This is a genomic window from Intestinimonas sp. UBA1698, assembly GCF_002320075.1.
GTDB classification, from domain to species: Bacteria; Bacillota; Clostridia; order Oscillospirales; family Oscillospiraceae; genus Intestinimonas; species Intestinimonas massiliensis.
This window is the reverse complement of sequence record NZ_DCJO01000025.1, coordinates 20,577-33,888: the sequence shown is the minus strand read 5'-3', so window position 1 is coordinate 33,888 and position 13,312 is coordinate 20,577. Positions and strand designations below refer to the sequence as shown.

The following is a 13,312-nucleotide window of genomic DNA, read 5'->3' as shown; positions in this document are numbered from 1 at the left end:
GGCCCGGTACCGTGGGATGTCGCCAAACATCGACAGGGGGATTGACTTCCTCCAGACGGCTGACCTGACGGCGCTCCCACTTGGACGGGTAGAGATCGCTGGGGACGAAGTCTACGGCAACCATTTCACTTACACGACCGCCCCCCTCTCCCAAGGGACGCCATTCGAGGCACATCAGCGATACCTGGATCTCCACGTCGTCCTCACCGGCATTGAAAAGGTGGCGCTTGCGCCCATCGAAGCGCTGGAGCCGGTTGAGATTCGGGCGGAGGAAGACGCGGTCATGTACCGTGGGGCGCCTAAAGAAATCCTCACCCTGGAGCAGGGGGCTTTTCTGCTCGTTTTCCCCGGTGAAGGGCATCTGCCAAAGATCGCCGCCGGCACCGCGGTGGACGTGGATAAGCTGGTCTTAAAAATTGCCTATTCGGGCGGAAAGAGGTCATATTCCTATGGATATTAAAAAATACCAGGGGGTCATCCCCGCCTTCTATGCCTGCTATGACGATGCGGGCAGCATCTCCCCCGAGCGGACCCGGGCCCTGGCCCGGCACCTGCTCGAAAAGGGCGTGAAGGGCCTCTACGTGGGCGGCTCCTCCGGCGAGTGCATCTACCAGAGCGTAGCCGAGCGCAAGGTGGTGCTGGAGAACGTCATGGCCGAGGTGGGCGGCAAGCTGACCATCATCGCCCACGTGGCCTGCAACAACACCGCCGACTCCCAGGAGCTGGCAAGGCATGCCGAGGGCCTGGGCGTGGACGCTATCGCGGCCATCCCGCCCATCTACTTCCACCTGCCCCCCTACGGCATCGCCGGGTACTGGAACGACATATCCGCCGCCGCCCCCAGCACCGACTTCATCATCTACAACATCCCACAACTGGCAGGCGTATCCCTGACGCCCTCTCTTCTGGCAGAAATGCAGAAAAACCCCAAAGTTATTGGCGTAAAAAACTCCTCCATGCCCACTCAGGACATTCAGATGTGGAAGGATCAAGGCGGCAGCAACTTCGTGGTGATGAATGGTCCCGACGAGCAGTTGGTCTCCGGACTTGCCATCGGTGCTACCGGTGGTATCGGCGGCACCTATGCCGTGATGCCCGAGTTGTTCTTGAAGATATGGGAGCTGTTCTATGCCGGTAAGGTGGAAAAGGCTGCAGCAGTTCAGAACGAAATCTGCCGTATTATCTACAAGATGTGCTCTGCCAAGGGCAATCTGTATGCTGTTATGAAGGCCATTCTGAAAAAGCAGTACGGTCTGAATCTGGGCGGTGTCCGGGCTCCTCTACCCAATCTGACCGAAGCCGATAGTGCCGTTGTGCATGTCTGCTCTGATATGATTCAGGCAGCCATTCAGAAATTCTGCTGAGAGGAGATCACTCCATGCGCATTTACGAGTGCGCGGATTACCGCGCCATGAGCCGTCAGGCAGCCAATATCATTTCTGCTCAGGTGATCCTAAAGCCCGACTGCGTGCTGGGCCTGGCCACCGGCTCCACCCCCATCGGCACCTATGATCAGCTGGTGGAGTGGTGTGAGAAGAAGGATCTCTCCTTCTCCAAGATGCATAGCGTCAATCTGGACGAGTATCGGGGGCTAGGGGGTGACCACGATCAGAGCTATCGCTGGTTTATGAATCACTACCTGTTCAGCCGGGTGGACATTGACGTCAGCAAAACCAATGTCCCCAACGGTCTGGCGGAAGATCCCGACGCAGAGTGCGCCCGCTACGACGCCCTTATCGACTCTCTGGGCGGCATTGACCTCCAACTTCTGGGTCTGGGCCGCAACGGCCACATTGGCTTCAACGAGCCGGCAGATAAATTCACTCTTGGCACTCACGTAGTAAATCTGACTGAAAACACCATCGACGCCAACAAGCGGTTTTTCACCTCTGAGGCTGATGTACCTCGTCAGGCTCTAACCATGGGCGTGAAGCACATCATGCAGGCTAAGCGGGTTCTGGTAGTTGTCAGCGGCATCGAAAAGGCAGACGCTGTCGTCAAAACGCTCTCCGGCAAGATTGATCCGCAGGTACCCGCCTCTATTCTTCAGATTCACCCCGATGTCATCATTGTAGCTGACCGCGCAGCATTGAGCAAGCTGCCTTCCCGGGAAGGAGTTGTAGTCATATGAAACTGGCCGGCGGACAGGTTTTTGATTCGACGAAAGGCTTTATCCTCCGGGATCTCTGTGTAGAAAACGGATTGATTACACAAGATGCCGACAGCTCTGTGGATGTGTCTGGCTGCTATCTCATTCCTGGGTTGACGGACCTCCACTTCCACGGATGTGTGGGAGAAGACTTCTCTGATGCATCGGCAGAAGGACTCCGGAAGATGGCAGATTATGAGCTGAGCCGGGGCATTACCCAGATCTGCCCGGCAGGTATGACGCTGTCCGAGGAGATTCTCACCGACGTGTGCAAAACCGCCGCTGCTCACAAGGCCGCAGGCCCAGGCGGCGCGGAGCTGGTAGGTATCAATTTGGAAGGTCCCTTTCTCTGCATGGCAAAAAAGGGAGCACAGAACGGCGCCTACCTTCACAATCCGGACCCCGCCATGCTCCATCGGCTTCAGGTAGCCGCAAACGGTCTGGTGAAACTGGTGACGCTGGCCTGCGAGCAGCCTGGCGCCATGGAGTTCATCAAGGGAGCAATTGACGACGGGGTGACGGTTTCTCTGGGCCACACCACCGCCAACTACGACACCGCTTACGCCGCCTATGCGGCAGGCGCACGGCAGGCTACCCACCTGTTCAACGCTATGTTGCCCTTTACCCATCGGGAACCTGGTGTGGTAGGCGCCGCCTTCGACCATCCCGAGGTCAAAGTGGAGCTGATTTGCGATGGCGTACACATTCATCCCAGCGTCATCCGCACCGTGTTCCAGCTCTTCGGTCGGGACCGGGTCATCATGGTTTCCGACTCCCTCCGGGCTACCGGGATGCCTGACGGCGAGTATCCTTTCGGCGGACAGGCCATCGAAGTACACGGCAATCGAGCCACCATAAAGGGTGATCCCAACACGCTGGCCGGCTCTGTCAGTGATTTGATGCAGTGTGTAAAAACCGTCACTGGCTTTGGTATCTCTCTGGAGGATGCCGTCACCGCAGCGGCGGTAAATCCTGCTAAGGTGCTGGGCATTTACGACCACGTCGGTTCTCTGGATGTGGGCAAGAATGCTAATATTGCCGTGCTGGACAAGGACTACAATCTGAAAGCAGTTCTCTTCCACGGCGAAGTGGTTTCCGGAGCGCTGTAACCCTCGCTTCTTCGTTTCCCGAAATGATAAGGCGCGGCCGCTACTCCATTTTCTAATGTCTGCGGCCATCCAAAAGGTGGAAACTTGTTGTAATTTCCCCAGGAGTTCCACTCTCCTTGCGGGGAGGCCGTTTCACAGAGGTGAATGGACTGTGGGCAAGCGCACGTCTACGGCATCACGGAAAATATCTCTAAACTTGCGTAAACTCGTTCCGTAGATATATATTGCTCACAGTGTAATATTTGAATATTTTCCATATAATGCAGATAAGGCAACGCTTTCTCCGTTGTCAATACCAACTGGTTATAAAGTTTCTTGATTTCCAAAAGTCCATCCACACCTCATCCGGGACATCAAACCTCAAAACGCTGCACTCCGAAAATGCGGCTTCCTCGTTGTGCTCGTAAACGCTAACGGTGCGTTGCCCTTCTTTTCTGCTCTGCGCTTTGCAACCTTGTTTCAATATGTCTGCGCCGTGGGATCTGTTTTTTCACAGCTTCTATGTCCCGAGAACGTATATACTGCGAAACTACTTTTTTGCCCGCACGGTATTTCAAATAATAGTGGGTGGCATCTTTCACGTGTTTTTCAGAAATCGTCCTTTGGGAAGGCGGCCGAGTTCTTCACGGTATCCTTGCAGCATACACTCAATGCGCTACTTTTCCTGCAGGAGCGCACTTGCAATCAAATTCAATTTTCTCACCTGTTCTTATTATACACAACGCCTCTGCGCTTACCAACAATATGCTGCTACGGTGTGTATGGAATACTGATTGGCCTTTCCAATCGGTATTGGGTGGGAAAGATCAACGCTCCAGCCCTGCGACCTTTCTCTGAGGCGGTTCCATACGGTGTTCTACGCTCGGTCGCGGCAAACGCCAGCCATTCAAAAGACGGAGCTTGACAGCAGTGCGTTTTGCTATGACGCGGCACGGGATGCCTATGTCTGTCCGGAGCGGTGGCCCGGAGGGACAGACGGTCAGCCTATCCTCGGGCGGATTGTGGCCAGGGATGGCCGTCCCATTCGCGGCGCGGGTGGTTATCGCTCGTTCCTGTCGAGCCAGCTCGTCGCAAGCGTTATAGCGTCTGCGACGAGCTTTTCTATTTCACAGCAAACCTCGTCGTGCACGCATTCTGCTGCTTCTCGCCTCTAAACTGCAATCGCTGCGCTGGTCTGCGGCCTGGAAGGGGGAACGATTCCCGTGGCAGGCTGCGCACCGTTTTGCCTTATCATTTTCTAAGCCCGTCTGAAAGCAGTTGCTCTGAATGCATAATTGGGGAACAAACTCACATATTCTATGCTTGGGTGATTGTGTATGGAAAAGCACATGCGGAAACCATATCTCATTTGGATTGTCTTTACAGAAGCAGTCGGAGGCCTCTCCGGATGGCTGACCCGGGATGGCACCAAAGCCTATATGGCAACAGTGGAACAGCCTCCTTTGTCACCGCCCAGCATCGTGTTCCCAATTGTCTGGGCCGTTCTATTTGCACTCATGGGTTTCGGTGCCGCCCGGATCTACTCCGCACAGGCGTCCAGGGCACGTACCCACGGTCTGCTGCTTTTCCTTGTTCAGTTGGCGTTCAACTTTTTCTGGAGCATTATCTTCTTCAATCTCCAGAACTTTGGCTTTGCGCTTATCTGGTTGATCATATTATGGCTATTAATCCTGTGGATGATCTTCTCCTTCCGCAAGGTCGATCCTCTGGCGGCATGGCTGCAAATCCCCTATCTTCTCTGGGTAACCTTTGCCGCCTACTTGAATTTTGGTGTCTGGATACTGAACTGAAGCGCTGCAAGGAAGGGGGCCGCTGCAAATTGCAGCGGCCCCCTTTGTCCGTACCTCTATCCAGGAATTATGGGACTTCGAACTCAATTCCGGTTGCACTTGGTTTGACAATTCACTATGGACATTCACGCCTGGAACAGGCTAAACAAACCCAGTTCTGCGGCGATGATGGTAACCACCGGACACACCAGCGCGGCAACGATCATCTTGTTGGACAACAGCTCCTTCTGATCCTCATAGGGGTTGGCGGCGATGCACACGGCGCCTCCGGTGGAGAAGGGGGAGCAGGCCGTCGCCAGGCCACCGAAAAAGATACAGGTATACAAAGTGATGGGATTCAGGCTCAGGCTGGCTGCCAGCGCGGGAACCATAGGATACATAAGAGGCATGACGGTGGAGGTGGAACTGGAGAAGAAGCTGAGGAACGCGGCAAATAGGACGATGGCAGCGGGCACCAGGAGGCGCGGAATGCTGCTGCTCAGGACGCCGGAGATAAAATCCACCAGGCCGGCCTCAGCGGCCACCTTGATCAGGGAATAGACACCCACAATCATGACGATGGTGCTGATGGGGATCTTGCGGATCACCGTCTTCTCATCGCCCAGCTTCAGCACCGCGCACAGCAGCGCGCCCAGCATCATAATGACCTGCGGCTGGCACAACTGGTTCAGGGTGGACAGGATGGCCACGCCCTGAATCCAGGTGTTCAGGATGGGGGGCACTACCATCAGAAAGAAGGCCGCCAACAGGATGGTCACCGTTCTCTTCTGAATCGGGTTGAAGGCGGGCGGCCTCTGCCCCATGGCTACCTTATCGGCCTTGTGGCCCTTCAGGACAAGGTAAAACAGGACAATGATAAGGATGGTGATGATGCAGCAGTTGAACCAAATTTTTAGAGACCAATCCATGGTGGTGACCTCATCCACGCCGTTGGCGATAATCAGGTTCTTGGAGATGCTTCCGCCGTAGCCGTTGTAGGGGTTATTGGAGCCCACCAGGTTGCCGAAGGTGATGGCGATCGCCGTCAGGACCGGGTTTACGCCGGCTGTGGCGGCCATGACAAAAGCGAAGGGGCCCACGATAGCGGGAGTGGAGGCGCCCGCACCCAGCCCGCCCACGATGGCGGACACCGCGGCGATGGCAAAGGGCACCAGCTTGGCGTTGCCGCCCATGGCATACAGCAGCTTCTGCCCCAGCACCTCCATGGTGCCGTTTTCCGTGGCATAGTTGAAGAACAGGGAGATGGACAGCAGGTAGAATACGATGGTTGTGGGCCAGAAGGCGATGATGGCCGAGGCCTTCATACCCATGACGCAGATGCCGATGACAAAGGCAAAGCCCATTGCCAGGATACCCGTGTTGAGCTTGAACTTCCAGCCGACGAGGATGGAGATCACGATTGCGATGATACACAGCCAAAGTGCCATAAACCGTTACCTCTCTTTCTTTTTTGCGCGGAAGCGGGCCGCGCCCCTTTTCGCATTTCGTTACAGGTCCTGGGAGGTGCGCTCAATGACTTCGTCCTGGATGGATTCGGGCAGGCGGGTGAAGTAGGCGCTGTAGCCCGCCACCCGGACCACCAGCTCGGGATGCTCCTCCGGGTGGATCTTGGCGTCCTCCATCTCCGCCCGGTCCACCACGTTGAACTGGATGTGCTTGCCGCCATGGGTCAGATAGGTCTTGATCATAGAGCCCAGCTTCTTTAAATCGTCCTCGCTTTTCATGTTGGAAGGGTGAAACTTCATGTTCATTAGGGTGCCCTGATAGGGGTCCTGGTCCACCTCCATGGCGCTGCGGAACACCGCCAGCGGGCCGTGGGTATCCTGGCCGTGGTCAGGGGACAGGGAGGCGTCCGCCAGAATCTCGCCGCCCTTGCGCCCGTCGGCCGTAGCGCCGGTCAGCGCGCCGCCGGGCTGGTGGGCCGAGATGGAGATGGCGTTGGGCTTCAGGCTGTCGCCGTAGACGCAGGGCAGGCCCAGGCAGGTGTCGGCGTGGAGCTTGTAGACATCGGCCACCATGTCGTCCACCTCTTTATAGGCGTTGCCGTACTTGGGCTGGGCCTTGAACTCCTTCTGCATGGCCTCGTAGCCCACCCAGTCGGCGTCCAGCGCCTTCAGGAGCTCCTCCATGGTGTATTTTTTTTCATCAAAGACCAGCTTTTTGATGGCGTACAGGGCGTTTCCGGTGTTCACCCCGCCCACAGCGCCCAGCACAGCGCCATTCTCAAAATCGAACCGGCGGGTAAACATGTCTTTGCCCACCTTCACACCGTCCTTCATCAGGGCGGACCGGAACACATCGGGGAACAGGTCCCGCTCGGCGATCATCTCCACGTTGATGCGCTCGTTGGCCATACTCATCAGGTATCGGATCTCATCGTAGACGGCGCGCTTGAACTCCTCGAAGGTGGCCATCCGGGTCACATCGCCGGTGGGAAGCCCCACCATCTCCTTGGTGTAGCGGCAGTAGCCGTTGTGCATGGCGATGTCCATGGCGTGGGGGATGATGAAAAAGCAGGCCACCTGGGTGCGGGTCACGGCCGGAACATTGCCATCCACACAGCCGGTGGCGCAGTAGTCCCGGGCTACCTCAATGGGCAGCCGGTTGGTCTGGCTCTGGTTGGCAAAGAAATGGATGTAGGACTCATCCCCCAGGAAGGCGGGCATTCCCAAGCCGCTTCGGACGCACTCCAGCGCCTTGAGCATCAGCTTCTCCGGCGTGCCGGCATGGACCCGGACGGTCACGGTGTGGTGGGGCAGGTGGGTATCCCGGGCCGCCTCCAGCAGCAGATAGGACAGCTCATTGGTGGCGTCGGAGCCGTCGGCCTTCTGTCCGCCGATGGTCCAGTTGTACCACTTGGCCATGCCGGCGTTCTTGGCCCGGTTGGCCTTGCCGGAGACCCGGTTGACCTTCATCACCTTGCAGCGCATGATCTCCAGCAGCTCCAGCACCTCGCCGTCGGTAATCTTCCCTTCGTCAATATCCCTGCGGTAGAAGGGGTACATGTACTGGTCAAAGCGGCCTGCGGTGGATGTGGGCGAGGGGCAAATCATCAGGAAGGTGAACCAGAAGGACTGCATCGCCTCCCGGAAGCTCCCCGCGGGCTCATAGGGCACTTTTCGGCAGATCCGCGCCATCTCCAGCAGCTCGGCCTTCCGGACGGGGTCGTCCTCCTCCTCGGCCATCTGCTCCGCCAGCGCGGCGTAGCGGCCCGCGAAGCGGACCCACGCCTCGAACACGATGATAACGCCCTCCCAGAAGTTGCGCTTCTCAATGGCGTCCGGGCTGTCGTACCGCAGGTCCTCCAGGCACTTGCGCGCCTCGGACAGGATTCCCTTGGCGCCCTCGTTCAGGATGCGGGCGTAATCCACGCATACCAGCGAAAATCCCGGCCCCAGACCATACCCCGACATGGCGAAGCCGCCGCCGGAACCGCCCCTTTTGTCCTTCCAGGGTGGCAGGATGACTCCCGATTTCATGAAGGGCCACAGCCGGTCGTTCTCCCCCAGGCTCTTGCCCATGGCCTCCACCAGGTTGGTGTTCAGGGCGTTGCCGGCAAACCGCTCGTTGAGCCGATAGAGCTCTTCCTCATCCTCGGGGCTGATGTCGTAGATCTCGCTTTTCAGCGACTCCACCTCATCCTTGGTCCACACGCCGTACTCATACTGCATCTCCAGGCCAAAGGGCTTACTGGCTCCAGAGCCGCACAGCAGGTCGTCGGGCTCGATGAAAATGGTGATGTTGTCCAGGATATGGGCGTGGAGCTTGGAGCGGCGCAGCAGCATGGGCTCCCCCGCCGTCACATCCAGGGACTCGTTGGCCAGCCGGAACATCTCCACACACAGTGGATATTTGTTGACCCGCAGGCTCTCTTTCATACGTTTGACTCGGTCTGTCATCCTGTTTCCCCCTTCTATCCGCGCGGACATCCGACGCGGCCTTCGTCTGCAAAAATGTAGTGAACAAGTTCATCCTGAACATAACACACCGCTCCGCCCACTGCAAGAGGAGAAGCCTGCGTGGGATCTTTTCTGTATCAAGCGTACAATGAACGTGTTCACAAATGTGCGGGTTGCACATTTTTCACAATAGTTCCTTTTCTTTTTTCTCGCATCCTATGCAAAAGCTCCAGGTTTTGTGTATAATATGGGTGTTTCCTCCCCAGTCCCCTCCGTTCTTATAACTTCATGGCTGAAAAGAGGAGAGTTTATGTCAAGCCTGCGCTTTCTGCTCCGGCAACTGGAGCCTTTTGTCCTCCGCACCGCTCTCTGCCCCGGCCAGGATGCCTGTCCCGACCGGGTGGAGCTGCTCTGCACTCAGAAAACGCTGACCGCCGACCGGCTCTACCTGGGGGACGTGCGGGCGGCCACCGGACTATCCGGGGCCCGGATCGCTCCAGGGACCACCGTACTTCTCTCCGACGCCTGCGCCGACGACCTGCCGAAACTCTCCCTTCCGGGCGGCAGTCTGGTCCTCTTTTCCTGCTCTCTGGCCAAGCTCTACAACACCCTGGCCGACGCCTCCGCCCGGAAAGCCGGCTGGTGCCATGCCTATCAGGAGCTCACCGACCACGGCGGAGGGCTCCACGCCATCGTGGCTCTCACCGCCAAGCTGGCAGGCTCCGCCGTCCTGCTGCTGGACCACAACGGACGAGTGGTGGCCGGAGCCGGGATGGAAGGCAGCGCCTATCTGTCCGGTCAGGTGGCCGCCACCGGCGCCCTCCCCCTGCGCACTGCCGAGCTGCTCTTCGGCGGCATGCCGCCGGACGGCGGCGGGTCCTGCGCCATCCCCGGCACCGAACTGGTCCTCTACGGCCGCCGCATGGCCCACCTGGGCGACCCCTTCGGGATGCTGCTCATCGAAGGCCGCCAGGAACGGGACGGGCCGGAGGTACAGTCTTTGTGCGACTGCGCCGCCGACTGCCTCAGCCGCCGACTCCTCTCCCATGATCTGGAGCGGCTGGGCTCCAGCACCAAGCTCTTTCAGCAGTGCTGGGAGGATATTGTGGAACGCCGGCTCACCGGCTCGGCTGAGATCCGTTCCGCCCTGTCCCGGATGCCCAATCCGGTGGAGCCGTTTGTGCAGGTGGCGGTGATTACCTTCGCCGGGGGCGGCGCCGGCGTACCCTACAATTATCTGCTGGCTCGGCTGCGGGAATGCTTTCCCAGAGCCAATCTGGCTGTCTACCACAAGGATGTGGTCATCCTGCTCAGTTACCGGGAGCGTACCTTCCGTCCCGAGCTGGACGACAGTGGGCAGCTCACCCGCCTGCTGGAGCGCTACAACGGCTTTATGGCCGTCAGCAACGGCACCCGCAACCTGGACGCACTGGGCTCCAATTTCCTGCTGGCCAAACGAACCGCGCTTCTGGCCCAGGCACTGCGCAAAAGCTGCGACGAGCGCATCTTCTTCCACGAGGACTACTCCATGTACTGCGTCATTGACCTGTGCGTGCAGCGCTATCTGGAGATTGAGGGCAACGACGACGTGCTCTACCTGGTGCATCCGGCAGTGATCCTGCTCACCCGCTACGACTCTCAGCATAACAGCAATCTGCGGGACGTGCTGTACTATTATCTGCTCAATGACCGCAATCTGGTCAGAACTGCCGCCGCCACCTACATGCACCGCAATACGGTCATCAACAAAGTCAACAAGATCCTGGACCTGCTGCAGTTGGATTTGGAGGACGGCAACCTGCGGCAGCGGCTGATGTTCTCCTGCCAGTTCATCCGGTATTATGAAAACGTCCTGAAGCGGGAGTTCCGGCCCTGAATGCCTTCCCAGCGCAAAAGCGCCTCCGTGCCGTGGCACGGAGGCGCTTTTGCGGAAGGGATCTTCAGGACAGCCGGTTCTCGGTCCGGGCGATGATCTCGTCCTGGACGGCCTTGGTCAGCAGGGTAAAGTAGGTGCTGTAGCCCGCGACACGGACCACCAGGTCCCGGTAATCCTGGGGCTTCTCCTGGGCCTTGTGCAGGGTTTCGTTGTCCACCACATTGAACTGAATGTGCTTGCCGCCGTTGGTCAGGTAGGTCTGGATCAGGGCGCCCAGCTTATGGATGTCGTCCTCGCTGCCCAGCGCGGTGGGATGGAGCTTCATGTTCAGCAGCATGGCATTGAAGGGGTCCTGGTTGATCTTCATGGCGCTGCACAGTGAGACCGTAGGGCCCTTTCGGTCCGTACCCTGAGCCGGAGAAGCCACGCCGTCGGGAAGGGTGTCTCCCGCATGGCGGCCGTCAGGCGTGGCACAGGTATAGCTCCCGCCGGGGGCATGAGCGGTGATGGAGATACCGGTGGGACGGGGCGGTACGCCGTAGACGGTGGTAAAAGTATTGCATCTGTTGGCCCAGAACCTATAGAGGTCGGCGGCGATATCGTCCACCAGATCGTCTCCGTTGCCGAATTTGGGCGCGGCCACACATCGCTTGTGCAGCTCCTCGTGACCCTCCCAGTCGGCCTCGATGGCTTGGAACAGCTCCTCCATGGTGCACACCTGATCCTGGAACACCAGCTTTTTCACTGCGGCCAGGGAATTGGCCACCGAGATCATGCCCACCGGGTTCAGGAGCGAGGCGTTCTCATAGGGCATCTTTCGGTCCATGATATCCTTGCCGCACTTGATGCCGTCATAGGCAAAGGCAGAGTGGACCACGTCGCAGTTTACCGCCCGGGTGACGCGGATGAGGATGTTGTGCTCCTCATTGTACATGCCCATAAAATAGTAAAGTTGTTTTTTAAAGGCAGCTTCGAAGTCCTCATAGCTCTTAAAGTCCCTCATCTCGCCGGTCTCGGGTCCAATGCGTTCGCCGGTCTCCCGCATGATACCGTTGTGCATGGTGATGTCCAGCACCTTGGGCACGATGAACATGCCCAGGGCGTTGATGCGGGACTTGCCGGGCAGATTCAGGTCCAGACAGCCCGCCAGGGCATAGTCCCGCGCCTCCTCCAGCGGCACCCCCTGGTCCACCAGGCCCTGGATATAGCTCTTGTCCGAGACAAAGGCAGGCATACCCAGGCCGGTCTTGACCAGCTCCAGGGCTTTCTGCATCAACTTTTCCGGCGTTTTGTCATGAACCCGCAGCGTGATGGTGAATTGGGGAGTCCGGACCTCGTCGGCCGCGCGCAGGATCAGATAGCTTAACTCATTGGAGGCGTCGTTGCCGTCCTTGTCCACGCCGCCGATGACGAAGTTGTGCCACCGGGCCATGCCGGCCCACTTGTCCCGCTGTTTGGCGTTGCCGGAGACAAAGTTGAACTGCATGATTTTGATGCGCAGGCACTCGATGAGCTCTACCACATCGTCGTCGGTGAGCGCACCGCTGGCGATATCCTTTTGGTAGAAGGGATACATATACTGGTCAAACCGGCCGCCGGGAACGGTGCCGTGGGTGATCATCATCCAGTAAAACCAGAAGTTCTGGATGGCGTCCCGGAATCCCCGGGAGGGCTTTTCCGCGATCCAGTGGCAGGTGTCGGCCATCTGCTCCAGTTCAGCTCTCCGCTTGGGCTCGGCGCACCGGGCGGCGGCCTCCAGGCAGGCGTCGCCATACCGATGGTACATGCGCACCATGGCTTCCAGGGCGATAACGACGGCCTGGAGATACATGGCCTTGTCAAAGGAGTCATCATCCACATAACGGATCTGACGCAGCTCCTCTTTGGCCTCATCCAGGGTCTTGTGGATGCCCTCGGTGACGATTTTACCGTAGTCGGGGACAAAGAAGCTCAGGCCGATGCCCAGACCCCAGCCGAAGCCTGCGCCGCCGGAGCCCCGGCCCTTTACCTTGCTGGTCCAGGGCGGACATAGGATTCCGGAGCGGATAAAGGGCCACATGCGTTCATCATCGTAAAAGCGTCCCTGCCACTCATACATCTGCCGGTCCTGACCGTCCCAGAACGAATCCAGGCTCCGCAAGGTCTTTCGGTCCTCGTCGGAGATGGTGTAGTTGCCCTCCAGGATGGAATCCAGATCGTCGTCGTCCCAGAAGGGGCCCCAGCAGGAGGCCTCCAGACCCATGGGCTTGCTGGCTACGTTGCCCACAATGAGCTCGTCCTCGTCCACATAGATGGTCCGATGGTCCAAATAGTCGGCGGTGGCGTGGGCCCGGCTCAGGATGGCCGGCAGACCCTCGTGCTTCTTCCAGGACTCGATGACCAGTTTTGCCTTCTCCGCGCAGAAGGGGAATTTGTCCACCTTCAGCGCCGCCTGCATCCGTTTGATTCTGTCTGTCATACTTGGTTCCTCCGTTTTCATGTGCGATGTC

At 58.4% G+C, this 13,312-nt stretch carries 9 protein-coding genes; 6 read left to right on the top strand and 3 right to left on the bottom strand.

Going from position 1 to position 13,312, the window contains the following annotated elements:
• The 5 genes from B3H64_RS05120 to B3H64_RS05100 all read left to right on the top strand — a co-directional run.
• Positions 1–460 (top strand): YhcH/YjgK/YiaL family protein (locus tag B3H64_RS05120; protein ID WP_286733499.1); only part of this gene is annotated, 460 nt, incomplete at its 5' end.
• Complete coding sequence (locus tag B3H64_RS05115; RefSeq protein WP_050617931.1) at positions 450–1,364, top strand: dihydrodipicolinate synthase family protein; 915 nt, start codon at positions 450–452, stop codon at positions 1,362–1,364. The genes B3H64_RS05120 and B3H64_RS05115, both read left to right, overlap by 11 nt.
• Before the next feature lie 14 nt (positions 1,365–1,378).
• The gene (nagB, locus tag B3H64_RS05110) at positions 1,379–2,131 is read left to right on the top strand and encodes a glucosamine-6-phosphate deaminase (RefSeq protein ID WP_050617930.1); all 753 of its coding nucleotides are present in this window, start codon (positions 1,379–1,381) and stop codon (positions 2,129–2,131) included.
• Entirely contained in the window at positions 2,128–3,258 is a 1,131-nt protein-coding gene (gene nagA / locus B3H64_RS05105; protein ID WP_050617929.1) for an N-acetylglucosamine-6-phosphate deacetylase, read from the top strand. The genes nagB and nagA overlap by 4 nt, the downstream gene beginning before the upstream one ends.
• A 1,316-nt stretch (positions 3,259–4,574) precedes the next feature.
• Positions 4,575–5,048: a TspO/MBR family protein gene (locus tag B3H64_RS05100; protein WP_050617928.1), complete on the top strand. Its 474-nt coding sequence runs from the start codon at positions 4,575–4,577 to the stop codon at positions 5,046–5,048.
• A gap of 125 nt (positions 5,049–5,173) precedes the next feature.
• Here the strand turns inward: B3H64_RS05100 and B3H64_RS05095 are convergent, their stop codons facing one another.
• Positions 5,174–6,475, bottom strand: coding sequence for an SLC13 family permease (locus B3H64_RS05095; RefSeq protein ID WP_050617927.1), 1,302 nt, complete (start codon positions 6,473–6,475; stop codon positions 5,174–5,176).
• Between the two features lie 60 nt (positions 6,476–6,535).
• On the bottom strand, positions 6,536–8,947 hold the full coding sequence (locus B3H64_RS05090) for a pyruvate formate lyase family protein (RefSeq protein WP_195892316.1): 2,412 nt from the start codon (positions 8,945–8,947) through the stop codon (positions 6,536–6,538).
• Between the two features lie 310 nt (positions 8,948–9,257).
• Here B3H64_RS05090 and B3H64_RS05085 point away from each other — a divergent pair, with 310 nt between their 5' ends.
• On the top strand, positions 9,258–10,823 hold the full coding sequence (locus B3H64_RS05085) for a helix-turn-helix domain-containing protein (protein ID WP_286733495.1): 1,566 nt from the start codon (positions 9,258–9,260) through the stop codon (positions 10,821–10,823).
• Positions 10,824–10,887: 64 nt separating this feature from the next.
• Here the strand turns inward: B3H64_RS05085 and B3H64_RS05080 are convergent, their stop codons facing one another.
• Positions 10,888–13,281, bottom strand: coding sequence for a pyruvate formate lyase family protein (locus tag B3H64_RS05080; RefSeq protein ID WP_286733493.1), 2,394 nt, complete (start codon positions 13,279–13,281; stop codon positions 10,888–10,890).
• Positions 13,282–13,312: the final 31 nt, after the last annotated feature.

Excerpts from the sequence above, each read along its gene's own strand:
- B3H64_RS05115 (WP_050617931.1), top strand. The coding sequence starts at position 450 with ATGGATATTAAAAAATACCAGGGGGTCATCCCCGCCTTCTATGCCTGC.
- nagB (WP_050617930.1), top strand. The coding sequence starts at position 1,379 with ATGCGCATTTACGAGTGCGCGGATTACCGCGCCATGAGCCGTCAGGCA.
- nagA (WP_050617929.1), top strand. The coding sequence starts at position 2,128 with ATGAAACTGGCCGGCGGACAGGTTTTTGATTCGACGAAAGGCTTTATC.
- B3H64_RS05100 (WP_050617928.1), top strand. The coding sequence starts at position 4,575 with ATGGAAAAGCACATGCGGAAACCATATCTCATTTGGATTGTCTTTACA.
- B3H64_RS05095 (WP_050617927.1), bottom strand. The coding sequence starts at position 6,475 with ATGGCACTTTGGCTGTGTATCATCGCAATCGTGATCTCCATCCTCGTC.
- B3H64_RS05090 (WP_195892316.1), bottom strand. The coding sequence starts at position 8,947 with ATGACAGACCGAGTCAAACGTATGAAAGAGAGCCTGCGGGTCAACAAA.
- B3H64_RS05085 (WP_286733495.1), top strand. The coding sequence starts at position 9,258 with ATGTCAAGCCTGCGCTTTCTGCTCCGGCAACTGGAGCCTTTTGTCCTC.
- B3H64_RS05080 (WP_286733493.1), bottom strand. The coding sequence starts at position 13,281 with ATGACAGACAGAATCAAACGGATGCAGGCGGCGCTGAAGGTGGACAAA.